Origin of the sequence: Marinobacterium iners DSM 11526 (assembly GCF_900107855.1) — a bacterium.
Lineage (GTDB): Bacteria > Pseudomonadota > Gammaproteobacteria > Pseudomonadales > Balneatricaceae > Marinobacterium > Marinobacterium iners.
On the sequence record NZ_FNRJ01000005.1, the window covers coordinates 211,972 to 238,009 of the forward strand.

The window sequence follows — 26,038 nt, forward strand, 5'->3', positions numbered from 1 at the left end:
ACTATCAGGAGTCAAATCATGAGCAGTATCAAGCCGAGCCGTCCCTATCTGCTTCGCGCCCTCCATGAGTGGGTGCTGGATAATGGCCTGACACCCCATCTAGCTGTTGATGCCACGCTGCAAGGCGTGCAAGTGCCTGAACAGTTTGTACAGGATGGCCAAATTACCCTGAATATCGCGCCTGGGGCGGTACAGGGATTGATGATTGACGATCATGGCATCAGTTTCAGTGCGCGTTTTGGTGGTGTGCCGATGAATGTCTATGTGCCAATGGTGGCTGTCATGGCGATATTCACGCGTGAAAACGGCATGGGGATGGGGTTTGGCGTGGAGCCGGGTGTAGAGGAGCTTCTGAAGCAGGCTGAAGATGGTGTGCAATTGCCACCGGATGATGAACCGCCAGAGCCTCCCAAGGGGGGGGGCAAGCCTGCGTTACGGGTAGTGAAGTAGGCTCTGTTAACTCAAGCGGCCGGGAAGGATACCCGGCCACAGAGAGCTTCAGGTGGCTTGGGTTTAGCCACCAATATATTCAAATACCTTGACGATCTTGCGCACGCCGGTGACCGAGCGCGTAATATCGACAGCGCGATCAGCCTCATCCCTTCGCACCAATCCCATCAGATAGACCACACCGTTTTCGGTGACGACCTTGATACGGTTGCCCTCAATGCTCTTGTCAGCCAGCATCTGTACCTTGATGCGGCTGGTCAGATAGACATCATTGCTGCGGACAATGGTGGATGTGGGGCCTGCTATTTCCAGCTCGTTATGAATCTTGCGCACATGCCGCACCTGGCTGGCTACCCGTTCGGCTTCCTGTTTGACTTGTTCATTTGGAACCTGCCCCACCAGCAGTATTTGGCCGTTATAGCTGACCACATTGATGTGAGATTGGGCCAGTGGTTGCGAGCCCTTGCTGATGTTGACCAGTGTCTTGGTCTCGATAGCCTCGTCTTCCAGGTAGCTGCCCAGCGTGCGGCTGTCCTGACTCTCGCGGATGGGCTCGTCGCGCGTCGCACTGATGATGTTGGAGCAGCCGGTGACAAGAGTGGACGTCATTACGATGGCGATCAAGGAGTGTTTCAGCATGGGTCAGCCTCCAAATAGTTGATATTCAATCAGGTCACACAAGCAGTGCAGCACCAACAGGTGAGCGCCATGAATCAGTGCATCTTCGCCGCCTGGAATGCATATTTCGATCTCGTCCGGCAGCAGCAGTGCTGCCATGTTGCCTCCATCACCACCGCTGAGTGCAATCACCATCATGTCACGGTCATGGGCTGCCTGTATGGCCTGTACCAGACTGTTGGCACGTCCGTGAGTGGAGATCACCAGCAGTATATCGCCAGGTTGACCCAAGGCTCGAATCTGCTTCGAGTAAACCTCTGTGAAACCGGTTTCTTCTCCGATGCCACTCATAGCGGCCGAGTCATTCAGTGCCAGCGCCGGCAGGCCAGGTCTTTCATGGCGAAAGCGGTTCAGCAGCAGTGATGCAAAATGCTGGGCCAGTGCGGATGAGCCGCCGTTACCGACACACAGAATCTTCTGTTCACTGACCAAGCACTGCAGCAGGAGTTCACCTGCGTCTGCGATAAGGGGAGTGTGCTGCTCAATGGTGAGCGCATTGATCTCCATACTGTTGTGAAACTGACTGACAATACGGTCTTCAAGTTCCATTAAAAACATTTCCGGTGTTCATGGACGAAAGGCATCTTTATACCACACTGGAGGGGTAGTCTCCGAATCTCCCTCGTAGGCCAGTACATCGAAGCGGCAGGGGAAATTGTTCCAGTGTGGATTACGGCTGAGCATGAATCGAGCGGCACGAATAAGTTTTTGCTGCTTGCGCCAGTCTACTGAGGCAGCGGCGCCACCAAAGCAGGCTCTGCCGCGGGTTCTGACCTCAACAAATACGATCTGATCATTATCACGCATGATCAGGTCGATCTCGCCAAGGCGGCACTGTGTGTTGCGCTGCAACAGGGTGAGCCCCTGTGCAGTAAGCCAGGCTTCGGCCCGGCGCTCGGCATCCATGCCGATCTGTCTGCGATCCATCGCAATATCTCCATCAGGTCAGGGGCGGTTTGACGGCACGGGGGCCGGTACACCATCAACAAAGCGGGTACAGCTCAATACACGCTGTACCCTGCGGTTGGCATCAATGCTGAGCATTCCGGTTTCGGCCTGCAGGAAAGCGCCTGGGGCACTCTGCAGTTGCTCTAGCCACGGATACAGGTTGATCGCATCGACCCCCAGGGCGTAAAGGCGACCAAAGCGTGACAGGGTATCCTTGCCTTCAGCACTGAGTGCCCGGTGTGCTTCGCTGGGCGGCTCCAGAATCCACGGCAGGTCGCAGAAGGTGATGTTGTTCAGGTCCAGATCGCGACTGGCATCAGGGTATCCTGGATACAGGTGGGATGTTGCATACACCGGCAAGTCAGCTGCGTAATGGTAGTTAAGCATCGATTTAATCAAGCGTGCAGCATCCGGTAATGCAGTCAACAGAATTGCATCAGCATCCTGGCGTGACCGCTCCTGAAACTCCAGTCGATGCCGCAGCAACTGCCGCAACTGCTGTTCACGCTGTTTGCTTTGATCGGTAAGCATCAAACGTGCAATCTGTTCGTCATAGCTGCCTCCGGCCTGATACCGCAGCGTACCGACAACACGGCCTCCACCGGCTGACAGCTCCTCGCGCATCACGGCCTGCACCCGGTCACCCCACTCGGCAGCAGGGGTAATCAGCAGAACATTGCGTTGACCTTCAGCCAGTGCTCGCTTCGCAACCATGCGTGCTTCATGCTCTGAAGACAGCTCCAGTTGCCAGGGCGTCGAGGGGCCATTGGGGGCCGGATTGAGTGCCAAAACAGGCAGCTCACGTTCAGGTTGGTTGGAAAACTGTGCAACCAGCGCCTGGTCCAGTGGTCCGATAATCATCTCGGCACCCTGTTGGCGTGCAGCCTGTACAATATCGTCGGCATTTGAGTACAGGCTTGAATCGATCAGTGACAGTTGAGCAGGCACCTGCCCCTGGCGGCTCTGCACAGACTGTGCTGCACGGATACCATCCAGGATGGCGTTGGCAGGCTGAGCCAGTTCTCCGGTCAAGGGCAATACAACGGCGATTCGGCGGGCCTGTATCATTTCACCACCCTGTTGTAGCCCCATCAGGCCTGTGGGTGGCAGAATCATTACAGGGTGTGCCTGCCAGAGCTGACGCCAGCGCTCAAGGGCTGCTTCACGGCTGGGCAGATCACTGCTGGCACGTACCATCTCGGCCAGTTCAAACCAGCCCTGTTCGTGGTAGCTGTTGCCGGATTGAATAGCCTGACGCAAACTGGAATCAGGCACTGCCTGCAGTAGCTGCCAGATCTGATCGTGATAGCGTTGGCGTTCGGTGTCATCCTCCACCAGCAGGCTGCTCATGATCAGTTCACGGCTTGCGGCGACACGATCATCCTGTGCCAGCCATGCATCGGCACGCAGCTGGCTCAACTCTGCCTGCTGTGGCGCAGGCAGGGCACTGAATCGCTGTCGATCAAGATAGCGCAAGGCCTCTGCAGCACGCTGCTGCTCCATGCTGTCGCCGGCACGCAGCTTGGCGACCTCAAAGGCAAGCGTAGGAGGCAGGATGTTCGTATCAATGGTGGCAAGAATCCGCTCCACCCGATTACGCTCGCCCTGTTGCACCAGCAACTGGGCAGCCTGAAGTTTGAGTTCGGCTGAACGGATTGGCCGCTCTCTTTCAGCCTGGCTCAGCAGCATATCAACGCTGGCAGCCTGAGTACTGCCGGTTGCATCTACCACCTGTGGTGGCTTTGAGGGCGCTGAACAGCCGGCCATCAAGGTTGCTGTCACCAGCAGGCTGAAAGACAGCCGTCGTAGATTCATCATATAATCCGGGTCCTTGCCAACAGATGGGTGTCCTAATGTCAGAACCAGTACTTTATATCGTAGCCACGCCGATCGGTAACCTGGCAGACCTCTCGGCACGGGCTCAGGAGGTGCTGGGCAGCGTCGATTACATCGCGGCCGAAGATACCCGTTATAGTGGGCGTTTGCTTGCGCACTTTACCATTAAAGCGCCCATGATTTCAGTGCATGATCACAATGAACGCCAACGATCCGAGCATATTATCAATTTGCTTGCGGCGGGCCACTCAATTGCGCTGGTCAGTGATGCCGGTACTCCACTGATTTCGGATCCCGGTTTCCATTTGGTACGGGCCGTTCGCGAAGCAGGGTATCGGGTATCGCCTGTACCGGGTTGTTGTGCCTTTGTAGCCGCTCTGTCCGCTTCGGGGCTGCCGTCTGACCGGTTCCAGTTCATTGGTTTTCTGCCGGCCAAAAGCGGAGCACGGCTTCAGACACTGAAGCCCTATGCTGCCCACACTGAAACGCTTATTTTCTACGAATCGACGCATCGCATCGTTGACAGTCTTGCTGCGATGGCTGAGGCGTTCGGGGGCGAGCGTTACGCAGTAGTGGCACGGGAACTTACCAAAACCTTCGAGACCATTCACGGTGATACCTTACAGAACCTGCTGGAATGGATTCAGGCGGACAGCAATCAGCAAAGGGGAGAGTTCGTGGTGCTGGTGCATGGTGCCCCGGCATCAGAGCAGGGCGATCAGATCGATCCTGAAGCCGAACGCATTCTGCATATTCTCGCGAAAGAGATGCCACCGAAAAAGGCTGCGGGCCTTGCTGCCGAGATTACCGGCGAGAAGAAAAATCGACTGTATCAGCTGCTGATCCAGTAAGTGCTTGCTTAACTGCGCCTTGGCGTTATACTGCGCGCCGAGAGTCTGCCAGGCAATCGCCGCCGCTTTTAAGCGGGGGAGGAAAGTCCGGGCTCCACTGGGCAAGGTGCCAGATAACGTCTGGGCGGCGCGAGCCGACGGAAAGTGCAACAGAAAGTATACCGCCTAAGCATCCTCAGATGCCGGTAAGGTTGAAATGGTGCGGTAAGAGCGCACCGCGTGGGTGGCAACACTCCACGGCGATGGTAAACCCCACCCGGAGCAAGACCAAATAGGGACCCATTAAGGCGTGGCCCGCGCCGGGTCCGGGTAGGTCGCTTGAGACCAGTGGTGACGCTGGTCCTAGATGAATGATTGTCCACGACAAAACCCGGCTTATCGGCAGACTCTCAACTCTTTTCAATTGATGCTTTGGTGTCAGTTGCTTCACAGAGCGTGCAGACGCTCAGCGGAGCGCCTGCACGTCTTGTTCAATATAACAAGTCCTGCCTCAGGATTCGTTTTGTTTCTTGTCACGCTTTTCGCGGCGCTTTTCTTTTAATGTTTTAGTTGGCTGCTTTTTTTCTTTTCCCTTAGCCATTTCAATTTCTCCTCAATAAGACATTTAAAAAATATAAAAAATTCCAGGTTATTGGAGAGATGCATTCCGCATCAGAAATACTTCAAGGCGCCGTCCTCCTGATATTCCAGGTTAACCGATCACTTTGATTAATCTGAAACTCAAATTGTGGCCCATAAAACCCAAGCTGCAGGTCTCTCCGGATTTCATTCCCAGCAGGGCCGAGCCCAGAGGAGAAAATACGGAGATGCGCTGCTCATCCGGGGCAGCAGCGCTGGGGGTAACCAGCTCCAGTATGAAGATTTCATGAGTTTCGACCACTTCCAGCAACAGCAGGTTGCCCAGTCGAGCACGGGACTTGGCATCCGTTGCCTTGTTCAGCTGTTCAATACGACAGTACACCGACAGCAGATGCAAAGGACGGCACAGGCTGAGACTGTCGCCGGTGATAAAAAACTGGCTCATACGATCCAAAAAACGTCTCAAAGACGATGCAATTAAATTATTCATGGTGACTCTCCGCAGTCGTTATTATTTTATTCTCGCCGGAGAGCAGAGCTCTCCGGCTTAATACGGAAAGGCGAGGCTGGTACACGGGTATGATATTTTTCTCATTATCACTCGAAGGTTTTATTTAAGTTTTGCTTGATCATACCCTGAGCAAAATAAAAGGCAAGCCGATGCCGCTTGGATAAAAATCAGTGCCTGGGCCTGTATTCAATTTTTCAGCGGTCTCTGTCACATCACGAGCGTCACAACCCATGCAGGCACTGCGGCAGGCCGATCTCCATGGCGATGGGACGGTGGTCTGAAATTGTGCAGTCCAGTACTTCGGCGTGGCGTATCTCAAGGCTTGGGGTAATCATAATATGGTCCAGTGCCCGCGTTGGTTTCCAGCTGGGGTAGGTGGGCATCACCTGCTCAGCCGATACCAGCCCAAGCCCCTGCAGTGCAGGGCGGTTCAGTAGATGCTCCAGCGGGTTGTTCATGTCACCCATCAGCACTACGTGAGGGTGGTGTTCAATCAGCTCGCGGATGTAGCGCAGTTGGCGGTCCTGAGTGCGAACACCCAGTGCCAGATGCAGAACGATCACCAGCAGTGAATTCTCGCCACTGCCAAGGCGCACCACAATGGCACCACGACCGGGAATCAGCCCCGGTAACGGGTGATCTTCCACAAGGCTGGGCTCAATTCGGCTGAGTACACCGTTGCTGTGCTGTGCCAGCTTGCCCAAATTTCGGTTGCGTTGCTGGTACCAGTGCTGAAACTGCCCGGACTGTGCCAAATACTCAACCTGATTCACAAACCCGCTGCGCAGGCTGCCTCCGTCAACCTCTTGCAAAGCGACCAGATCATACTGGCGCAGTACCTGAGCAATCTCGTCCAGCGTGCGGTTGCGCTGCCGGTGGGGCAGCAGGTGCTGCCAGCTGCGGGTGACATAATGGTGGTATGCCTGAGTATTGATCCCGACCTGAATGTTGAAACTGAGCAGCTTCAAACTGTCACGGGGGCTGCGGGGCTGCTTGTCATGATCAGAAACGAGGCCTGGGCTGGCGGGATACTGCGGGACCGGGGTGGGTTCTTGCATCACGGTGGCACGGCCTTTTTGAATGAAGTGGTCAGTTCCTAGGCTAGGCAAGTACTGTTGGCAGGTAAAGGCTAATTGCATAATCCGGTTGTCTGTTTTTCAACCCCAAAACGCAATTTAAGGTTGGTATCAGGTAGAGCGATACAGAATGGCTCCATATCTGGAGGATTATCTGTATGCCCAATCGAAATCTGATCCTGAGTCTCATTGCACTGCTGGCGGTACAGCTGGGTGTCTGGCAATGGAGTCTCAGCTATGAACATTTTCTCACCCTCAGCGGCTTTCTGGCCATCAACTTCATGTCCATCACCATGCTTCTGGCCATGCGACCGAAATGGCTGGAACTCCCCTTAGGTGGTCTGGACAAGCAGTATCACCTGCACAAGTGGACCGGCATTCTAGGCGCCATTTTTGCTCTGGCACACTGGCTGGTCGAGATGGGCGATGACGCCTTCAAGGCGCTGTTCGGCAAGGATCGCAGCCTGCGTGAAGCCGATTTTTCCGGCTTGCTAGACAATTTGCAGGGAATGTTTGAGGACTGGGGAGAGCCCGGCCTGTATCTGCTTCTGGGCCTTGTGGTCATCACCCTGATCCGTTGGGTCCCTTACCGTTTCTGGCGCTATCTGCACCGCGTTATGCCGTTGATCTATCTAAGCCTGGCAGCCCACTCTCTGCTGCTGGCACCGTTGAGCTGGTGGCAGCAGCCGACCGGCTGGCTGATGGCGCTGTTGATCGGTGCAGGCAGCATCGCCAGCCTGCAGTCGCTGGCGGGGCTGATCGGCAAAAGCCATCGCTGGAAAGGTGTGGTGAAGTCTGCGCGACAGATATCCGAGACCACCCTGGAGGTCGTCTGTGACATGGGGCGGAACTGGCCGGGGCATCGTGTGGGGCAGTTTGCATTGGTGACATTCGACCGGGCCGAAGGAGCGCACCCGTTCACCCTGACAACGGCAGACCGGCAGAATGGTCAGCTCGGTTTTCATATCAAGGCGCTGGGCGACTATACCCGTACTTTGCCACGCCGATTGCATGCCGGTCATGCGGTCACGATTGAAGGACCTTATGGCTGTTTCAATCCCGAGAAAAACCGGTCCAGTGCCCAACAGATCTGGGTGGCCGGCGGCGTCGGCATTACCCCATTCCTCGCCGCCCTGGAAAACCGTTTGGCCAACACAGACACGCAGTATCAGCCAGTGACCGTACACTACTGCACGCAAAGTGCGATTGATGACCCCAACGTGGAGCACCTGCATGTGCTGGTGAATCAGTTGCCGGACGTCAGCCTGCAGATCCATGACAGCAGGCAGGGACAAAGGCTGACAGCAGATGGGTTACAAATTCAGTCAGCAAAAGTGGATATCTGGTTCTGTGGGCCCCAAGGATTGGCAGCAGCGCTTCGCAGTGGGTTGAGCGACTCGGCTGTCTCGCTGCGCTTTCATCAGGAACGCTTTGAATTCAGGTAAATGAGGATATTAAAGATGCCCGAGCTGAAACGTCGGAACGCCCTTAAAACATGGCTGCCAGCGGTGCTGTTCGCCGGTCTGGTAACCTTGCCTGCAGTGGCTCAAGCCAGAGAGGTCACCATCGACACGCAGCTGAGTCAGTACCGGGGTGATGGTGCCTATCTGGCCATTTATCTCACGGACGCAAGGGGTGTGTATCAGCAAACCCTTTGGGTTGCCGGTAAAAAAAGCAAATACTACAAACATCTGAGTGACTGGGAGCGTGGCAGTAACCGGAGCCGTGCCGAGTATGACGGGCTGACCGGCGCCAGCATTACCCAGGGCGAGACCCTGCAGATCAGCGTGAATCTGGATGATGCGTTGATTGACAGTGGCTACCAGATTCGTGTGGACGCAGCTGTAGAAGATATGCGTGATCGGCCGGCAGACATTATCGTGCCCATTACCACTGACGGAGCTGGAAAGCCGGTCAACGGACAAGGCTATGTCCAGTCCTTGACCTACACTTTTTGAACAGGCTGAACCTGTGATCAGTCTGCTTCCTTGGAGTATATCTATGAGCCACGTGGAAATTCACCGATCGCACCGTGTTGGCTGGTTGCGTGCAGCGGTACTTGGGGCAAACGACGGCATCGTCTCGACCGCCAGCCTCATCATCGGCGTTGCCGCTGCGAACACGTCCCATGAGAGTATCATTCTGGCCGGTGTGGCCGGTTTGGTTGCGGGTGCCATGTCGATGGCGGCAGGGGAGTATATTTCGGTCAGCTCACAGTCGGATACCGAGCAGGCCGATTTGGCGCTTGAGCAAAAATCACTGGATACCGATCTCGAATTCGAGACACAGGAACTGGCCGATATCTACCAAAATCGAGGAGTTGAGCAAGCACTGGCGCGTCAGGTTGCGGAACAGCTGATGGCGCACGATGCCCTTGATGCGCATGCTCGCGATGAAATAGGAATTTCGGCCAACGGCGGTGCTCAACCCGTTCAGGTAGCCCTGTCGTCAGCGGTCACCTTTACTGTCGGTGCAGCTCTGCCGTTACTGGTGGCCTGGATGGTGCCCACCGGGTATCTGATTACGCTGGTTGCTCTGTGCTCACTGGTGTTTCTCGCCATGCTGGGTGCTATTGCTGCAAAAGCTGGTGGCGCATCACTTGTGATCGGCGCCATCCGAGTTGTTTTCTGGGGAGGCCTGGCCATGGCGCTGACGGCGGGAGTCGGCAAGATGTTTGGCGTAGTCGCATGATGGTGCAGGAAAACACGAATACACACAAAATATTGGATCTTCCTCTCAGCTGCACTTCAGCCTTGTTTCAGCTCCGTTGCCGTCAAGGGGCGATATTGACCCGGTGCAAGATCCGGGTCGAGCCGGATAGAACCCATGCTTTCACGGTGCAGGGCTGTCACTGCATTACCAATTGCGGCAAACATGCGCTTCACTTGGTGATGACGGCCTTCGTAAATCGTCAGGTGCGCTTCACAGGGACTGATCCGTTCAAGCTGGGCAGGGCTGGTGAATATACCTTCCCGTGCCAGCCAGACACCCGCGGCAAAGCAGGCTTCGGCATCGAGGTGAATGGGCTCGGCGGTGGTGACGTGGTAAACCTTGGGAATTTTCTGCTCGGGTGCGGTGATTCGTCGTGACCAGAGACCATCGTTGGTCAGCAACAGCAGGCCTGTAGTGGCGCGATCCAGCCGGCCGGCCAGGTGCAGGTTGGTGCGCAACTCCGGTGGCACTAGCTCAAGCACCGTAGGGTGTTGCGGGTCCGAGGTGGCGCTGAGATAGCCGGTGGGCTTGTTCAGCATCAGGTAGTGGGACTGCTGTTGCTGCAGGCGCCGGCCGTCCAGTTCAACACACATGAAGCGATCGATTTCGGCGCGCAGGTTGGTGACAACCTCGCCGTTCACCGATACTCGACCGCTCGCCACCAGCCGCTTCGCCTGCTGATGGCCGTGCTCGGTGTGCTTGCAGATAAAGCGATCCAGTCGCATCAGACCGATGCAGCGCCGGCAAGCGTGTCTTCGTCACCTATACGGCTGACCATCAACTGATCCACTCTCAGGTTGTCAATATCCATCGCCTCAAACTTGAAGCCGGCAAAGAGGATAAAGTCGGTGCGCTTGGGAATGCGCTTGAGGTGATAGATCAGAAAACCCGCCACCGTTTCGTACTGGCTGTAGTTGGGGAAGTCTTCAATATCCAGCCCCAGTACGCGGGCCAGATCGATGACCGGAGTGGTGCCGTCCACCAGCCAGGAGTGCTCGTCACGCTGGATGATCTGCTCGTCACCGGTACTGGAGATCAGGTCGCCCATAAAACTGTTCATCAGATCCTTGACCGTCAGAATGCCTACAACCAGCGCATACTCGTTCAAAATGACGGCAAAGGGCTGGGCCGATGTCTTGAATGCGTTCAGCCCTTCCGACAGGGTAAGGGTATCGGGCAGGTAGAGCAGGTCATGCTCGATCATCTCGGTCATGATGCTGGAGGGTTCGCCCTTGAGCACCTTGCGCAGAATCTCTTTGGACTCCACCGCGCCGATCACCTTGTCCAGCGAGCCGTCACAGACCAGAAACCAGTTGTGCGGGTGTTCGATGATCTTGGCGCTGATCTCTTCGCTGCTGTCGTTGATGTCGAAATAGACAATATGCTCGCGGGTGGTCATGGCGCTGGGCAGGGTGCGGCCTTCCAGCTCGAACACGTTGCCAATCAGGTGATATTCCTGTTGCTGAATGCTGCCGTGCTCGGCGCCGGCATCCATCATGGCGACGATATCATCGGTGGTGACGATCTCCTCGCGCTGGGTGGGCAGGCGCAGCAGGCGCAGAATCAAATTGGTGATGCCGTTGAACAGCAGCACCAGCGGCGTCAGCAGCAGGGTGACCCAGCGCATGGGACGCACCAGATGCATCGCCATGGTTTCCGGCAGAATCATGCCCAGACGCTTGGGCAGCAGGTCGGCAAACAGAATGAACAGCGAGGTGATGGTGATGAACGAGAGCGCGAAACTGGCCTTGTCCAGCAGGGGACCGTCATAGAACAGCTGCAGCAGCTGTTTCATGTAGGGGGTCAGGCTCTGTTCGCCGACGATGCCGCCCAGAATGGCGATGGCGTTCAGCGCGATCTGAATCATGGCGAAGAAGGCGCCGGGCTGCTCCTGCAGGTTGAGTACCGCCAGGGCCTTCTCGTTGCCTTCCTCGGCCAGCACCCGCAGCTTGATCTTGCGGGCCGCCGCGATGGCGATTTCGGAGATCGCAAATACACCGCTGAACAGGATCAGCAGGAACAGTATCAATAACTCGCCAGGCATCATGGGCTCCGATCAGGCAGTGCAGGCTGGGGTTGTCAGACTATTCTGGCACTTTACCGGCAGGATTACTCGCCCTTGAGTTGCTTGATCAGGCTGGCGGGCAAGTCTGTCAGAGTAAGCGTCTCTGTGCTCGGGTCAAAGGCGATACTCTTGCCCAGTGACTCGTTGCTGAAGCTGATCGACACCTCGCGGGTACGGCCGGTGTAACGGATGTACTTTTTCAGGCTACTGCGATCGGGAATGAATTCCTCCTTCAGCTCCGGCGCACGTTCGGCGATGAAATCATCGAAGCCGACTTCTGCTACGGAATCCACCGACTCGGCCAGGGCACGGTAGTTGACCGCCTCACCTTCCTTTGATTGCTCCATGCAGAACTCGGCGACCTCTTTCTGGTAGCGTTTGGCGTTCTCTTCCGGCATGGCGGCGCTGTAATCCTGTACCAGTCCCATGAAGCGTTCGGTGTCTGCCTGAGTGTCCACGGTATCGGTAAAGCTGACAAATTCCATCAGTGCGCCCTGCAGTGGGCGATCACCAAAGCCGAAACTCAGGGTCAGGTAGCGCTTCTTGTCAGGGTGCTGGATATCCTGCAGGTCAAGGCAGGCGCAGAGCCCGGTTTTGGCGAAATCCACATACAGGGTGTCCTGCAGATCATTATCGCTGTTCAGCAGCAGACCTTCTTTCTGCTTCAGGTTGGCAATCCAGAGCCGTCGTGCCGCTTCAAGCTCTTCGACGATGAACAGCCAGTGGCCATCGGTTTCCAGATCCTGCTGCTCCATAAGCATGGCGAGCTGTTCGATCACCTTGCGACTGAACTGGGTAAAGCTCAGGTTCTGGTCGAGCCAGCTTAGCACCAGCCCCTTGAAAGCGCCGGACTCATCCGCAAAGCAGCCATAGCGTTTGCTGGCGCGCCGGGTAAACAGCGGCTTGATCTCGCTGAGCAATCGGTTGTTCAGCGACTCGGAATCAAACGGCTGCTCGCGCAAACTGTAGGACTGCTCGCCGGTACGGCGGGTCAGGCGGTGGGCAATCGCGTCGGTGGCAGGCATGGGGTGACTCCGCAAGATGATCAACAGGGGCACGATTATATAGAATGAGGGTGCCGGCCGTCTTGTCAGGCTGCTATTCTCAAGTCAACAAAGGCTGCAGGGAGCATGGTCGAGTGCATGAAATGTCGATTGCCAATAGCATCATCCGACTGTTGCAGCAGCAAGCGCAGGAGCAGCATTTCAGGCGGGTAAAACATGTCTGGCTGCAGGTTGGGCCGCTGGCGATGGTTGAAGTTGAGTCACTGCGTTTCTGTTTCACCGCCGCCTGTCGAGGTACTCTGGCAGAGGAGGCGGCCCTGGATATTATCAGCCCTGAAGCGCGTGCCCGCTGTCAGCAGTGTGGCGAGGAGCAGCCGGTCACAAGCCGGTTTGATGCCTGTGTTCACTGCGGCAGCTATCGGTTGCAGTTGCTGCAAGGGGATGAAATGCGGGTACATGAGCTGGAGGTGGAATGATGTGTGGCGTCTGTGGTTGCGGCAAGGTCGAAGTGCAGGTGGGCAGTACGAACGGGCACCGGCACGATGAACATCAACATACACCTCATCAGACGGATGACACACGCCGTCTAGTGCAGATTGAACAGGATATCCTGAGTGAAAACGCGGGTTATGCCGTCGCCAATCGTGAGTTGTTTGAACAGCAGGCGCTGTTGGCGCTGAATCTGGTCTCCAGTCCCGGTTCCGGCAAGACCAGCCTGCTGACAGCCACGATCACGCGTTTGTCCGGCCAGGTGCCGTTGGCTGTGATTGAGGGCGATCAGCAGACCAGCCGTGACGCTGAACGTATCCGCGCGGCAGGTGCGACGGCACTGCAGATCAATACCGGCAAGGGCTGCCATCTGGATGCGCACATGATTGGCCATGCCATGCAGCAGTTCACCAATCTGCAGGGGGGGCTTCTGTTCATTGAAAACGTGGGCAACCTGGTGTGCCCGGCCGGCTTTTATCTGGGTGAGGCTCATCGCGTTGTGATTCTGTCGGTGACCGAAGGTGATGACAAGCCGCTGAAATACCCCGACATCTTTCACCACTCGGACCTGCTGTTGATCAACAAGATCGACCTGTTGCCTTACGTGGAGTTTGATCTGAATGCCTGCATCGATTACGCCCGGCGCATCAACCCCGACATTGAGGTGATCCAGCTCTCAGCCCGCACTGGTGAAGGCATGGAGAGCTGGGTCGACTGGGTCAATCAGCGACGACAGCAACGGCTGCAACAGAGAATCAGTGCACTGCAGGCTGAAGCGATCCGGCTGGAGTCTCTGCTCTAGTGCAGTATCTACGTGTTCAGGGATTGGTTCAGGGCGTTGGCTTTCGCCCACTGGTCTACCGGTTGGCGTGCGAGTTGGGTTTGCAGGGGCGGGTGTATAACACGCCGGCGGGCGTCTGTATTGAGCTGCAGGGTGATGCGGCAGCCCTGCGGCAGTTTGAGCCTCGGTTGCAGGACCGGTTACCGGTGATTGCCCGGATTGATCGCATCGAGCGCGTCACAATGCCGGATGAGCCGAACCTTGTCGGGTTTTGTATTCAGCCTTCTCAAGATGAAATCCACGACAGCGGTGAGATACTGCCGGATCTTGCTCCCTGTGATGACTGTCTGGCTGAACTGTTCGACCCTCGTAACAGGCGCTGGCGCTATCCCTTTATCAACTGCACCCGGTGTGGCCCACGCTACAGCATTCTGAGGCGGTTGCCGTATGACCGTCACAATACCAGCATGGCGATGTTTCCTCCGTGCCCGTCGTGCCTGCATGAATATGACAGCCCCGCCGATCGGCGCTTTCATGCCCAGCCCAATACCTGCAGTGATTGCGGCCCTTCGGTCTGGGTTGAGACGGTTGATGGAGTTCGGCTCGATGAGGCAGATCCCCTGGAGCAGGCACTGGATACCGTTCGGCGCGGTGAGATTCTGGCACTCAAGGGGGTGGGCGGATTTCATCTGATCTGTGATGCACGTAACCCTGACGCCATTGCACGGTTGCGCCAGCGCAAACAGCGCCCGCACAAGCCTTTTGCCATCATGGCTGCAAACACGCAGTCGCTGGACCCTTTGGTGCAGCTGAGCGAGATCGCAACACGCTGGCTAGCGCATCCGGGTACGCCGATCGTGATAGCCCCCTGTGTCAGGCAAGGGATGTTGCCTGACACGGTGGCGCCGGGACTGAATGGACTTGGCGTCATGTTGCCGCAAAGCCCGTTGCACTGGCTGTTGTTCCATGAGGCGGCAGGACGACCTGTCGGCACCGATTGGCTTGTTCAATCGCAGTCCCTGTTGCTGGTCATGACCAGTGCCAACCTGAGCGGGGAGCCACTGATCCACACCAACGCAGATGCCCGAACGCAACTGCGGGACATTGCGGATCGGCTACTGCTGCATGATCGCGACATCGTTCAGCCTCAGGACGACCCTGTGATCAGCGTACTGGCGGCCTCCGGGGCCTGGGGGCGCAGAGGCCGAGGCGTTTCGCCGCAGAGTATAAAACTGGCGGTTACCGGCCCACCCATGCTGGCACTGGGCGGCTACCTTAAAACTAGTCTCTGCCTCAGCCAGGGGCCGCGCGCCTGGCTGTCACCCCCGCTGGGTGATCTTGCCAGTGTCGAAAGCTGTCGCCGTTTGCAGTTACAGGTTGAGCAACTGCCGGCGCTGTATGGTGTAACCCCGGCACAGGTCAGTGTCGACCTGCAGCCGGACAGTTACGGCTATCGACTGGCACAGCAGTTTGCTGATGCACGGAACATCTCGCTGTCGCCGGTTCAGCACCACCATGCCCATGTGGCTGCCGTGATGGCTGAACATCAACTGACCGGCCCCGTAATCGGACTGGCATTGGATGGTCTTGGACTGGGTGAAGCGGGTGAGCTGCGCGGTGGTGAGTTGCTGAAGGTGAACGCGAGCGGCCATGAGCGGCTGGGTGCATTGAAGCCGCTGCCATTGCCCGGTGGTGACCGTGCCGCACGGGAGCCCTGGCGATTGGCACTGGCCCTTCTGTTTCAGCTGGGGCGGGAGGACCTGATGGCCGAGCGTTTTGGCCACCAGCCTCTTTGGCAGGAGGTTGCACAGATGCTGCGTGCAGATATCAATTGCCCGCCCAGCAGCAGTCTTGGGCGACTGTTCGATGCAGTGGCGGGGTTGATGGCTGTTTGTGACGTACAGACCTTTGAGGCTCAGGCCGCCATGTTGCTGGAAGCACAGGTCAGACAGCTGCCTGAACCTGATGCTTCGCTCTGGCGTGTGAGTGATGGCAACTGTCTGGATCTGACTCCTTTGCTGCAGCGTCTGCTTGAAATGGACAATGCCCCTGAAGGGGCGGAATGCTTTCATGCCAACCTGATCGCTGCGCTGGCTGCATGGGCCGGTAAAGCCGCGCATGAGCAGGGTATCAGCGATGTTATTCTCAGCGGTGGCTGCCTGCTGAACAGCTGGCTCCGAACCGGTCTGGTGGACGCGTTGCAGCGGCAGGGGCTGACGCCGCGCCTGCCGATAAATCTGCCGCCGGGAGATGCCGCGCTGTCACTGGGGCAGGTATGGGTGTCGATCATGCGTGCGAATGTTGAACGGGAAAGAGGGCAAGGCTGATGTGTTTGGCTGTACCGGTTGAAGTGGTGGCACTGACTGGCCCGGGGCGTGCGCTGGCCGATATGGGGGGCGTGCGCCGCGAGATCGACGTGTCATTGCTGGATGGCCTTGAGGTGGGTGATTTCGTGATTCTGCATGTGGGCTTTGCGCTGCAGAAACTGGACCGGGTCGAGGCTGAAAAGACTCTGGCAATACTGCAGCAGATGGCGGCGCAGCAACAATGAAGTACGTGGACGTATTTCGTGATGCCGAACTGGCCCACCAGTTGGCGCGGCATATCCATCAGCAGGCTGATCCGGGGCGTCATTACCGATTGATGGAGTTCTGTGGCGGGCACACGCATGCGGTATTCCGTTACGGCCTGCCCGCGCTGCTGCCTGACAATGTTGAACTGGTCCATGGCCCTGGCTGCCCGGTCTGTGTATTGCCGGTCGTGCGCCTGGAGCAGGCGCTTGAACTGTCCCGTCTGCCGGAGGTGATTCTGTGCAGCTACGGTGACATGTTGCGGGTACCCGCCGGCAAGGGGCAGAGTTTGCTCAAGGCGCGTGCCGACGGGGCTGATATACGCATGTTGTATTCACCGCTGGAGGCGCTGACGCTGGCGCAGCAGCACCCCGAGCGCCAGGTGGTGTTTTTTGCCATCGGCTTCGAGACCACAACACCGCCCACGGCGGTACTGATTCAGCGTGCCGATGAAATGGGCATCAGCAATCTTTCAGTGCTGTGCAACCATGTGCTGACTCCGGCGGCGATGCACGCCATTTTGACCCCGAGAGAGGGCGAGGCTACTGCCATCGATGGTTTTATCGGTCCGGCGCACGTGAGTACCGTGATCGGCAGTGAAGCCTACGCGCCTTTCCCGCGACAGTTTGGCAAACCGGTCGTGATTGCCGGATTTGAGCCACTGGACCTGCTACAGGCCATCAGTATGCTGGTTGGGCAGCTGAATCGTCATGAGGCCAGAGTTGAAAACCAGTTCAGCCGGGCCGTTACGCCTGACGGCAACCCAAAGGCCAGGGTACTGGTCGAGAGGATGTTTGAGCGCCGAAGCAGCTTTGAATGGCGCGGATTGGGTGAGGTGCCGGCAAGTGCACTGAAAATACGACCAGAATATGCCCGTTATGATGCCGAACAGCGTTTTGAACTGTCAGCGCCAAGGGCCAGAGAGCATCCAGCCTGCGAATGCCCGGCTGTTCTGCGTGGACAGAAGCGGCCGGATCAGTGCCGACTGTTCGGTACGCCCTGTACACCGGATAATCCGCTGGGTGCCTGTATGGTGTCATCGGAAGGGGCCTGTGCTGCCTGGTACCGTTACAACCGGGGGCGGATTGCGATGCAGGAGAGAGAATGAGTCGACTGGATTTGACCAACGGCAAGGTCGAGATGGCACATGGAGGCGGAGGCCGGGCCATGGCACAGCTGATCAGTCAGCTGTTTGCACGGGCGTTTGACAATGAGTGGCTGGCGCAGGGCAATGATCAGGCTCAGCTGAGCTTGCCGGCCGGGCGACTTGCCTTCGCCAGTGACAGCCATGTGGTGTCGCCGCTGTTTTTCCCTGGTGGTGATATTGGCTCGCTCGCAGTACATGGCACCCTCAATGATCTGGCCATGTGCGGTGCCCGACCACATGCACTGTCGGTGGGCTTTATTCTGGAAGAGGGCTTTGCTCTGGCCGAACTGGCCCGCATTGTGGAATCGATGGCGCAGGCCAGCCGCGAGGCGAACGTACCAATCGTGACTGGTGACACCAAGGTGGTCGAACGCGGCAAGGGCGACGGCGTGTTCATCAACACCAGCGGTGTCGGCATTGTGCCTGAGGGGCTTGATCTGTCAGGTGACCGGGCACGTCCCGGCGACTGTATCCTGCTGTCGGGCAGTGTGGGCGATCATGGTGCCTGTATTCTGACCCAGCGTGAGTCGTTGGGCTTTGCGGCGGATATTCGTTCCGACAGTTGCGCACTGCACCGGCTGACACAAGCCATGGTCGCGCAGGTACCACAACTGCGCTGCATGCGTGATCCCACTCGCGGTGGGCTGGCCAATACACTGAACGAGCTGGCACAGCAGTCCGGCGTCGGAATGCAGCTGGAAGAGGCCGCCATACCGGTGATCCAGCCGGTACAGGCGGTGTGTGAACTGCTTGGGCTGGACCCGCTCTACCTCGCCAACGAGGGCAAGTTGATTGCGATCTGTCCGCCTGAACAGGCTCCCATGCTGCTGGATCTAATGCGCGCCCGTCCAGAGGGGCAGGCCGCAGCCATTATCGGCACTGTCACTGCTGACCCGCAGCAGTTTGTACAGTTGCGCACCCGCTTTGGCGGCAACCGCCTGCTGGATTGGTTGAACAGTGAACCGCTGCCACGGATCTGCTGAGCGGCAGGGGGCGCAAGAGAGTTAAGGCGGACGGTTGCATCAAGCTGCTTGGGCAGCCGCAGCCATGGAATGCAGATCGTCTGCCCCTTTCAGTTCGCCGGGCAGACTGTCGAGGTTCAGGCTGTCCTGGATCACCTGGCCCTGCCAGAACCGCTCGATTTTCTCCCGCTCTGCAGTCGTCGTAAAGTGCTGGATGAATCGATTGACCTCGCTGAGAAGTGTTGCATTGTCCGCATCCGCTGACACGGCCATCGAGTAAAAATAGGACTGATCTGCCAGGTTCCCCGGCAATGTTTCAATCTTGCCAAACCAGGGGCTGTCAGGGTTGTTGCAGGCCCAGTGGTAGATCGGCAGGTCGACAATAAATGCATCAACCACTCCCCTGGCAAGACAGTCATGGATGCGGCTTTGGTCTGAGTAGGCAAGAAGGTTCGACAGCCTGATTCGGCTGTCGGTATCCGTACCGATGCCAAGGCTGTCCAGTACGGCAAAAGCGGCGGGGTCATTGATAATACCCAGTGCCTTTCCTTCCAGGTCGGCATGGGACCGAATGCTGCTGTCACCCACACGGCGGGCCAAAACGCAGTGTAAATAGGTGTAGGGATCTGAGTAGGCAACGTGTGTATAGCCTTCATCCGGTGGCAGTGCGCTGATAACGATATCGGCTGGCATCCCGCCGGGTTGTTCGCTGCTGAACAGGCGCTCAGTACACAAATCCCATGGGGTCTCGACGAACTCGCACCTAACCCCAAGGTGTTCAGCCAATGCATGGGCATAGCTGATATCAAGGCCCTGCAAAGGCTCTCCCGGTTTGCGCCGGAATGACAGTCCGACAAACTGTGGTTCCACCGCCACACGCAAAATACCTCGCTGCTGAATCTGACTTAGCCGGTCTTTGTGTGAGGTGAATCCCAGTTGAGCGCGCAGTCGCTCCAGCGGTGTTTCGGCGGCGCTCAGGCTCTCAAGCCCGGAGGGCAGTACTTCAAGTGCCTGACTGATCTGCGTTGAAAGCGAGGAGATCCAAAGCTGTTTGTCCTCAATGCGTCCCATGGAGTCTTTAAGCAGATGCAGGGTCTCGAACAGGATATCCGTATTCTGGCGTACCTGGCCGATGTCCTCGTTGATGTGGTCAAACAGATTACCCAGACGCTCTTGAGAGAAGCGGACCGCCTGGTCTGATGATTCAAGCTTGCTCATCGTGTGATGACGCAGCTCGGTCAGGTCCTCTTCAATCGCTGCAAAATCAAGCTGTTCACGGGCTTCGTTGACATGCTTGACAGTGACTTCGGCCAGATTGCGTACTTCGTTGGCAACGACAGCAAAACCGCGACCATGCTCACCGGCTCTGGCGGCTTCTATGGCCGCGTTCAGGGCCAGCAGGTTAATCTGCGCACCAATACGAATGATGTTTTCAAGTACTGAATGGGCGCCGTTCGCCTTGTCTTCCAGTTTGGCTGAGATGCCCTCCATGGCTTTTATCACCGCTTTACTGGTATCACTGACGGTGTCGCCCAGCGTCTGTTGCAGTTGCCCGACTTCGTCCCGTGACTGTCCGACCTTGTCGGCAGCGGCATTCAGCTCGCTTTCCAGCAGCGAAGAGCGCTGCTCCATTTGCTCAATCAGACCTTCCTGCTGAACCAGTGTACGGCGAGTGTGACCGGCAAACAGCCCGCAGCGTTGCAGCAGACTACTGATTGCGTGCAGCATGCTCCGAACTCCCTGGGTGGAGTTGACGCTATGCCGCTCTCTGAGCTGAAGCTGCAGCTGTTCAAGCTGCTGTCTTAAAGCATCGTCTGGCACTTGTTTGCGGGTCAGTTCAGAGCTTTCCAGGTGCGTGAGACATTCAAGCAGTCTGCTCTGTTGTGTTTCGGCTTTACTGCGGCGTCGAAATAGCATGGGTATCACTCCAGATCTGTTCTACCAGCAGTAAAGCAATTTTCGTTCCAGTAAATCAGATCAGCTATTGGGCAGTGGAGTGCACGCCAAGGGCGGGCAAGGGACGTGGGTTCCCAGAGGTGCACTGCTTGAGTGCGCAGGATCTTATATGTGCCCCATTCAGGTGTAACCGAACAGGGGCTGTATAATCGTTTTCAGTCGAGAGAGGTAGTCTTGACGTAGCAGTTGCGCCCCTGCCTTTTGGCGGCATACATCGCTTCATCCGCCATGCGGGTCAGGGTTTGTGTGTCACAGCCATCGTCCGGGAAATAGGCGATACCGATGGAGGCGCCGATATTGATACTGTGTTCGGCTATATGGAAGGGCTCCAGCAGGTGCGCAATCAATTTGGCCGCGATGACATCGGCTTCCTCCGGCTTTTGCAGGTTCCCGGTCAATACCAGAAACTCATCGCCACCAAGGCGGCCCATGCTGTCTTCTTCACGCAATGAATGCTGTAGCCGTTTGGAAACTATTTTCAGCAGCTGATCACCAACAGCGTGACCAAAGTTGTCATTCACCGGTTTGAAGTTGTCCAGGTCGATAAACAGAAGTGCGCAACGCTGTTGTTGCTGTGCCGCCTGCTGCAATTGCTGCTCGATCTGTCGGTTCAGGCTGGCGCGATTGGGCAGTCCGGTGAGTGAATCCAAGCTGGCCAGGCGTTGCATCCTGCGCTCATTTTCCTTGGCATCGGTGATGTCATTGAAAATATGGATCAGGTGGTTGATGCGCCCCTGATCATCCCGCACGCCACTGATGGTTTGCAGTGTTGGAATGATATGTCCGTCTGCATGACGATAGTTGATCTCACCCTGCCAGGCATCATCACGGTTCAGGGTGTGCAGGATCAGCTCAATCTGATCACCTTGACGACTGGACTGATCGAACAACTGATCAAGCCCGATGCCAAGCAGTTGTTCGGATGAGTAACCTGTGACTTCACTGCTGGTGCGGTTGCTGCGCTGAATTTTGAGACCGGGATCAGTGACGATGATTGCCTCCTGGGCGTGCTCAAACACATTGGCAGACAGGCGCAACTCAGCAGAGGACTCTTCAAGCCTCTGAGTTTGCTGAGTAATACGTGCTACCAGCGGAGACAGGGCTCTGCGCGTCAGGAACAGGCCCAGCAGCATCATGGCGAGTATCACACCAGAGATGGTCAGCAGCTGCTGATTGGCTTTGGCATACAGGTCAGATCGAGGCAGTCGTACCGCCAGAACCCAGCTGTCCAGTGCCAGAGGTGTCAGCAACAGGCGGTTTTTGCCATCGTCTGCATGAATCAGAGTGCGGGGTGTGAGCGCGGCAAGGTAGGGCTGATGTTGCTGCAGGAGACGGACAAACTCCCCTGTACTGTCCAGCGATGCCAACACCGTGCCAGAGGGCGAAACCTGTACCAGCGTCAGGCGTGCCTGAGTACTGAAGCCACTGTCTGATGTAAGCAGCGCCTTTAGCCGTTCTGAGCTGAACAGCAGGGTATCGATACCAACACGACGACCATTATCATCCGTGATTGCACCCACCGCCCGAATCACAAAACCGGTCGAGGTTGGTAATGGCATGAGGCTCACGCCGGTGGTGTCGATATGTTCAAGTTCAAGGCCCGGGTTATGTCCCAGGCTGACAACCGGTTTTAGATCGGGGCCGCTGCGACGCATGAACAGCAGTTCAGGCAGCTTGCTCATGGGGTCTTTGAGGCGGGGCCGAGTAAAAGCCACAAGCTCATCAAACCCCAACTCTCCGGCTTCATACGCTTCGAGTCGGCGCCTAATCTCGGTACGGCTTGTGAATTGGCGCGCAATATCCTGATAGCCGGCCAACAGGCTGTTGATTGCCGCGGCACGGGCTTCCAAGCTATCCAGTGCTGAGTTTTCAACATGCTCACGGGCGGAAAAAAACATGGGCAGGGCACTGCTTAGACCGACCAGAGTACCTGTCACTAGAATGCCAACCAGCGAAATGGACAGGATCAGCTGACGACAACGGTCAATCTGGCACTCCCTCAACCCAATGCTCCTTCAATACCCACCCGTTAAAGATGGTCGAGAATTATACACGTCGAAGGTTATATCTGTACCTGTATATAGACAGGTAGTCTAAGGATATAAAAGCAATGGATGCCTGCCTTACCTGTTACCTGCTGTTTTGCCTAACGGAGGAAGTTTTCACACAAAGCCCATGCACGATCAGCACTCTGGGGATTATAGAGCACACCAGCCTTGGGATTGTCAGCATCCGGCAGCATGAATGAGTGATAAGTACCACCAAGCGAAACCAGTGTCATGTCCAGTGCCCGGTCATCAAAAAACTGAATGGCTGAAGTCACCTCATCAGATGAAACCATTGGGTCCCGACTCCCGTTCAGTATCAGGAAGCGAGTATTTTGGGCTGCATGGCCGGTTATGGATGGCAGCTTCAGTAACCCGTGAAAACTCACGGCGGTGTCAACGTCATGCTCCTGCAGGCCGGCGTGCAGGGCACACAGTCCGCCAAGACAAAAACCTATTGCAGACATGGGCTGGTTCACTGCTGGTATTGCCCGCTTGACTGAAACAATCAATGCGCTTACGTGAGCCTGAAGTACGGCCAGGTCCTGAAGGTAGGGCGATATGGCGCGTTGTTTCTTCTCAAAGGTTGATAAGTCGGCACTTTCCCCGAAGAAATCGACAAGTATTGCGCTATGTCCGGCTCTGTTAAGTCTTTCGGCCACGTCGCGTTCGAAGTCTGTAATCCCTGCCCAGGTGGAGAAAACCAGTATCTGTCTGCCGTGTGAGGTCTCCTTCATCGGGTATAGCTCATGCCTGTGTGATGCTTCACCCAAACTCACCGAAATCGTGTTCATGTCACTACCTCTGCAATACATACATATGTGTATCTTATTTTATTGTTGGTATCACAGTCTTGTAAAATGGTTTTTGTTTTTAAAGAACATACCATTCTGTTAATGCAACAGTTTTTATGTGTTTATAAACAACTGGTTATATTTTTTTGATCATTTTTTACCTTGTTTATGAATGTTTTTCAGTGTTGAGAATCACTCGATCTGTTGACGGTTGTGTACGTACTCACTAGTATCTGAATACACAACTGTATGTTCGGAGGTGTGATGAAAGAGTCAGATCGCAAGTTTGTTCAGGCAGCCGGCCATGAAACGGCGTACTTTGAATGCGGTGCCGGAGCGCCTCTGTTGCTGCTGCATGGTTCAGGTCCGGGTGTATCCGGCTGGACCAACTGGGGCGGCGTCATGGATCAGCTGGCGGAAAACTTCCATGTCATCGTGCCGGATATCGCCGGCTTCGGGTTTACCGAGTTCAAGGAAGATACCCACTACGACATCAAGTTCTGGGTCAATCATCTGGTTGAATTCATGGATGCCATCGGTCTGGATAAGGCGTCTCTGGTCGGCAACTCCTTCGGTGGCGCGGTCGGTATCGGTCTGGCGCTGTTCAATCCGGAGCGTCTCGACAAGCTGGTGCTGCTGGGTACGCCGGCAGGTACTTTTGTACAGACCAAGGGGCTGGCGGGTGCCTGGTTGTACGAACCGTCAGTCGAGAACATGCGCTCACTGATGGAACTTTTCCCTTACGACACGTCATTGATCACGGATGAACTGGTGCAGTCACGCTATGAGGCCAGTGCGCGACCCGGTGCACAGGATGCCTTGCGCAAACTCATTCCTCAGCCAAGTACAGATGGCGAAACCATGGTGAAGGGCTTCCCGGAAAAGGCCGTTAAGAACATCAAGGCGCCGACTCTGGTTTTGCATGGACGTGAAGACAATGTAGTCCCAGTGCAGTGTGGGCGTGTGCTGTCCGAGAACATCCCCAACAGTGATCTGTATGTGTTTGGTCAGTGCGGCCACTGGGTACAGACCGAGCAGAAACAGAAGTTCCTCAAAATTCTGAACAGCTTTATCGGCGGGGGGCAGGCATGAGTCGGGACGTGCTTGAGCGCATCCTCTGGAGCCTCTCCGTGGATCGCTTTTCAAAAGAAAAATACCGCGAAGACCCGCAGAAATTCCTGAGTCGCTTCCCGGTTGATGAAGAGGGCGTACGCATGATTCTTGAGTTCGACGTCAAGGGAATGCAGGAGGCAGGTGTGAATCCGATGTTGACGCTTGGCTACTGGATCGAGATGTCACCGGATCGCCGGGTTTCTTCCTACAACCGCAAGCTGGGCTCTGATTCCGCCCACTCCGCATCCATTAAGGGGTAAGCATCATGGCAGAGATTACTGGCGGATTTCTGGTACCGCACGACCCGGTCATGTTTGTGGCCCCTGATGCACCCGAGGCGGAGAAAGCCAAAAAAGTGTGGGATGCCTACGAAGCCTGTGCTGAACGTTTGGCCGAGAGTGGCGCGTCCAGCGTCATTATCGTTGGCAATGACCACTACATGCTGTTTGGCACCACTTGCCTGCCCAAGTACTGCATTGCCACCGGGCATGTGGAAGGTCCGTTGGACCAGTTGCCGGGGCTAAAGAAAGAGCAGGTGCAGAACCACGAAGCGCTGGCGCAACACATCGCGGCTCATGGCAGTGAAACCGGATTCGACTGGGCCGTGGCACGCTCGTTTACCACGGATCACGCGTTCTCCATCCCCTACAAGCTGATTGTGCGTCGTGCCGAGGAAATCAGCGGCCGCAGCATCAGTGCGATACCGGTTTACCTGGCCAGCGCTGTAGACCCCTTTATTACCAAGACTCGCGCGCGTCAGTTGGGTGAACAGATCCGAGGTGCCGTCGAAGCGTTCGATAGTGACGAGCAGGTATTTGTAATCGGCAGCGGCGGTATCAGCCATTGGGTTGGCGTCAAGGAAACCGGCAAGGTCAACGAAGAATTCGATCGTCAGATCATTGACCTGTGCTGCAACGCCAATATCGATGGGCTAGTGGCCTTTACCGATGAGCAGGTGTTGGAGAACGGCGGTAACGGTGCGATGGAAATTCGTAACTTCATTTGCGCCATGGCAGCCGTGAATGCACCACGCGGCGAACTGATCGAGTATCAGCCGGTGCCGGAATGGGTGACCGGTCTGGGCTTTATTGAATTGAAGAAAGGCTGAGCAGCAATGGAAGTTATTGAAAAGGTGTTTTTGTGCAAGGTGTCAGAGCTTGCCGAAAACCAGGTCAAGAAAATCGATAACGCCGAGTTTGGTGACATCGCGGTGTACAACCTCGGTGGTCAGTACTACGCGACTGCGGATCTTTGTACGCATGCCACGGCATCTCTGGCTGAGGGTGATATTGAAGATGATCTGATCACCTGTCCCGTTCATTGGGGACAGTTTCATATACCGACTGGCAAGGCGCAGGGGTTTCCCTGCGAAATCGACCTGAGAACCTATCCGGTCGAGATTGAGGGTGACGAGATATTTGCCTTGATTGAGGCAGATCCGGCGTTAATTGCGAAAGGCTAAGGCTAAAAG

At 56.3% G+C, this 26,038-nt stretch carries 27 protein-coding genes and 1 other RNA gene; 16 read left to right on the forward strand and 12 right to left on the reverse strand.

Going from position 1 to position 26,038, the window contains the following annotated elements; genetic code table 11:
- Nucleotides 1–27 precede the first annotated feature (27 nt).
- Complete coding sequence (locus BLV48_RS08055; RefSeq protein WP_091825809.1) at nt 28–450, forward strand: ClpXP protease specificity-enhancing factor; 423 nt, start codon at nt 28–30, stop codon at nt 448–450.
- A 63-nt stretch (nt 451–513) separates the two neighbouring features.
- Here BLV48_RS08055 and BLV48_RS08060 read toward each other — a convergent pair whose 3' ends face one another.
- The 4 genes from BLV48_RS08060 to BLV48_RS08075 are packed head-to-tail and all read right to left on the reverse strand — an operon-like array spanning nt 514 to nt 3,894.
- On the reverse strand, nt 514–1,089 hold the full coding sequence (locus BLV48_RS08060; protein ID WP_091825666.1) for a BON domain-containing protein: 576 nt from the start codon (nt 1,087–1,089) through the stop codon (nt 514–516).
- Between the two features lie 3 nt (nt 1,090–1,092).
- Entirely contained in the window at nt 1,093–1,677 is a 585-nt protein-coding gene (locus BLV48_RS08065) for an SIS domain-containing protein (RefSeq protein ID WP_091825669.1), read from the reverse strand.
- A gap of 18 nt (nt 1,678–1,695) precedes the next feature.
- A complete protein-coding gene (locus BLV48_RS08070) occupies nt 1,696–2,055 on the reverse strand; it encodes a YraN family protein (protein ID WP_091825671.1) in 360 nt (119 codons plus the stop codon).
- An 18-nt stretch (nt 2,056–2,073) separates the two neighbouring features.
- On the reverse strand, nt 2,074–3,894 hold the full coding sequence (locus BLV48_RS08075) for a penicillin-binding protein activator (protein WP_091825674.1): 1,821 nt from the start codon (nt 3,892–3,894) through the stop codon (nt 2,074–2,076).
- Between the two features lie 35 nt (nt 3,895–3,929).
- Between BLV48_RS08075 and rsmI the strand changes: the two genes are divergently transcribed.
- Nucleotides 3,930–4,763: a 16S rRNA (cytidine(1402)-2'-O)-methyltransferase gene (rsmI, locus tag BLV48_RS08080; RefSeq protein ID WP_091825677.1), complete on the forward strand. Its 834-nt coding sequence runs from the start codon at nt 3,930–3,932 to the stop codon at nt 4,761–4,763.
- A 40-nt stretch (nt 4,764–4,803) separates the two neighbouring features.
- Nucleotides 4,804–5,157, forward strand: an RNA gene (gene rnpB / locus BLV48_RS08085) — RNase P RNA component class A.
- Nucleotides 5,158–5,454: 297 nt separating this feature from the next.
- Here the strand turns inward: rnpB and BLV48_RS08090 are convergent.
- Nucleotides 5,455–5,832 carry a GreA/GreB family elongation factor gene (locus tag BLV48_RS08090; RefSeq protein ID WP_091825679.1) on the reverse strand — a complete coding sequence of 126 codons (378 nt, stop codon included), beginning with the start codon at nt 5,830–5,832 and terminating at the stop codon, nt 5,455–5,457.
- Between the two features lie 242 nt (nt 5,833–6,074).
- The gene (locus tag BLV48_RS08095) at nt 6,075–6,911 is read right to left on the reverse strand and encodes an endonuclease/exonuclease/phosphatase family protein (RefSeq protein ID WP_091825812.1); all 837 of its coding nucleotides are present in this window, start codon (nt 6,909–6,911) and stop codon (nt 6,075–6,077) included.
- Nucleotides 6,912–7,087: 176 nt separating this feature from the next.
- On the opposite strand from BLV48_RS08095, the gene BLV48_RS08100 reads away from it, so the two are divergent.
- From BLV48_RS08100 to BLV48_RS08110, 3 genes are read left to right on the forward strand one after another with little or no spacing between them, the layout of a single operon-like run.
- On the forward strand, nt 7,088–8,374 hold the full coding sequence (locus BLV48_RS08100; RefSeq protein WP_091825682.1) for a ferredoxin reductase family protein: 1,287 nt from the start codon (nt 7,088–7,090) through the stop codon (nt 8,372–8,374).
- Between the two features lie 15 nt (nt 8,375–8,389).
- Complete coding sequence (locus BLV48_RS08105) at nt 8,390–8,887, forward strand: DUF2271 domain-containing protein (protein WP_091825685.1); 498 nt, start codon at nt 8,390–8,392, stop codon at nt 8,885–8,887.
- A gap of 43 nt (nt 8,888–8,930) precedes the next feature.
- Nucleotides 8,931–9,620, forward strand: a complete 690-nt coding sequence (locus BLV48_RS08110) for a VIT1/CCC1 transporter family protein (RefSeq protein ID WP_091825688.1) — start codon at nt 8,931–8,933, stop codon at nt 9,618–9,620.
- 56 nt (nt 9,621–9,676) lie between these two features.
- Here the strand turns inward: BLV48_RS08110 and BLV48_RS08115 are convergent, their stop codons facing one another.
- The 3 genes from BLV48_RS08115 to BLV48_RS08125 form a co-directional block, all read right to left on the reverse strand.
- Nucleotides 9,677–10,366, reverse strand: coding sequence for a pseudouridine synthase (locus BLV48_RS08115; RefSeq protein ID WP_091825691.1), 690 nt, complete (start codon nt 10,364–10,366; stop codon nt 9,677–9,679).
- Entirely contained in the window at nt 10,366–11,685 is a 1,320-nt protein-coding gene (paeA, locus tag BLV48_RS08120) for a polyamine export protein PaeA (protein WP_091825815.1), read from the reverse strand. Before paeA ends, BLV48_RS08115 begins: the two co-directional genes overlap by 1 nt.
- A gap of 65 nt (nt 11,686–11,750) precedes the next feature.
- The gene (locus tag BLV48_RS08125; protein WP_091825693.1) at nt 11,751–12,731 is read right to left on the reverse strand and encodes a nucleoid-associated protein; all 981 of its coding nucleotides are present in this window, start codon (nt 12,729–12,731) and stop codon (nt 11,751–11,753) included.
- A gap of 122 nt (nt 12,732–12,853) precedes the next feature.
- Here BLV48_RS08125 and hypA point away from each other — a divergent pair, with 122 nt between their 5' ends.
- Genes hypA through hypE form a run of 6 tightly spaced genes read left to right on the forward strand, consistent with a single transcriptional unit; the run spans nt 12,854 to nt 18,680 of the window.
- Nucleotides 12,854–13,186 carry a hydrogenase maturation nickel metallochaperone HypA gene (gene hypA, locus BLV48_RS08130; protein ID WP_091825818.1) on the forward strand — a complete coding sequence of 111 codons (333 nt, stop codon included), beginning with the start codon at nt 12,854–12,856 and terminating at the stop codon, nt 13,184–13,186.
- A complete protein-coding gene (gene hypB, locus BLV48_RS08135; protein ID WP_254774993.1) occupies nt 13,183–14,001 on the forward strand; it encodes a hydrogenase nickel incorporation protein HypB in 819 nt (272 codons plus the stop codon). The genes hypA and hypB overlap by 4 nt, the downstream gene beginning before the upstream one ends.
- Nucleotides 14,001–16,307 (forward strand): carbamoyltransferase HypF, encoded by a 2,307-nt coding sequence (gene hypF, locus BLV48_RS08140; RefSeq protein ID WP_091825699.1) that lies wholly within the window; start codon nt 14,001–14,003, stop codon nt 16,305–16,307. Before hypB ends, hypF begins: the two co-directional genes overlap by 1 nt.
- On the forward strand, nt 16,307–16,531 hold the full coding sequence (locus tag BLV48_RS08145) for a HypC/HybG/HupF family hydrogenase formation chaperone (RefSeq protein WP_091825702.1): 225 nt from the start codon (nt 16,307–16,309) through the stop codon (nt 16,529–16,531). Before hypF ends, BLV48_RS08145 begins: the two co-directional genes overlap by 1 nt.
- On the forward strand, nt 16,528–17,658 hold the full coding sequence (hypD, locus tag BLV48_RS08150; RefSeq protein WP_091825705.1) for a hydrogenase formation protein HypD: 1,131 nt from the start codon (nt 16,528–16,530) through the stop codon (nt 17,656–17,658). The genes BLV48_RS08145 and hypD overlap by 4 nt, the downstream gene beginning before the upstream one ends.
- On the forward strand, nt 17,655–18,680 hold the full coding sequence (hypE, locus tag BLV48_RS08155; RefSeq protein ID WP_091825708.1) for a hydrogenase expression/formation protein HypE: 1,026 nt from the start codon (nt 17,655–17,657) through the stop codon (nt 18,678–18,680). The genes hypD and hypE overlap by 4 nt, the downstream gene beginning before the upstream one ends.
- 39 nt (nt 18,681–18,719) lie before the next feature.
- Here hypE and BLV48_RS19470 read toward each other — a convergent pair whose 3' ends face one another.
- The 3 genes from BLV48_RS19470 to BLV48_RS08170 form a co-directional block, all read right to left on the reverse strand.
- On the reverse strand, nt 18,720–20,576 hold the full coding sequence (locus tag BLV48_RS19470) for a methyl-accepting chemotaxis protein (RefSeq protein ID WP_091825710.1): 1,857 nt from the start codon (nt 20,574–20,576) through the stop codon (nt 18,720–18,722).
- Between the two features lie 194 nt (nt 20,577–20,770).
- Nucleotides 20,771–22,618: a sensor domain-containing diguanylate cyclase gene (locus BLV48_RS08165; RefSeq protein ID WP_091825716.1), complete on the reverse strand. Its 1,848-nt coding sequence runs from the start codon at nt 22,616–22,618 to the stop codon at nt 20,771–20,773.
- A 143-nt stretch (nt 22,619–22,761) separates the two neighbouring features.
- A complete protein-coding gene (locus BLV48_RS08170) occupies nt 22,762–23,397 on the reverse strand; it encodes a dienelactone hydrolase family protein (protein ID WP_175527625.1) in 636 nt (211 codons plus the stop codon).
- Nucleotides 23,398–23,718: 321 nt separating this feature from the next.
- On the opposite strand from BLV48_RS08170, the gene BLV48_RS08175 reads away from it, so the two are divergent.
- Genes BLV48_RS08175 through BLV48_RS08190 form a run of 4 tightly spaced genes read left to right on the forward strand, consistent with a single transcriptional unit; the run spans nt 23,719 to nt 26,029 of the window.
- On the forward strand, nt 23,719–24,546 hold the full coding sequence (locus tag BLV48_RS08175) for an alpha/beta fold hydrolase (RefSeq protein WP_091825728.1): 828 nt from the start codon (nt 23,719–23,721) through the stop codon (nt 24,544–24,546).
- On the forward strand, nt 24,543–24,827 hold the full coding sequence (locus BLV48_RS08180; RefSeq protein ID WP_091825734.1) for an extradiol ring-cleavage dioxygenase: 285 nt from the start codon (nt 24,543–24,545) through the stop codon (nt 24,825–24,827). The genes BLV48_RS08175 and BLV48_RS08180 overlap by 4 nt, the downstream gene beginning before the upstream one ends.
- 5 nt (nt 24,828–24,832) lie before the next feature.
- Nucleotides 24,833–25,675, forward strand: coding sequence for a DODA-type extradiol aromatic ring-opening family dioxygenase (locus BLV48_RS08185; protein WP_091825739.1), 843 nt, complete (start codon nt 24,833–24,835; stop codon nt 25,673–25,675).
- A 6-nt stretch (nt 25,676–25,681) separates the two neighbouring features.
- Entirely contained in the window at nt 25,682–26,029 is a 348-nt protein-coding gene (locus BLV48_RS08190) for a non-heme iron oxygenase ferredoxin subunit (RefSeq protein ID WP_217632976.1), read from the forward strand.
- The last annotated feature ends 9 nt before the right edge of the window (nt 26,030–26,038 follow it).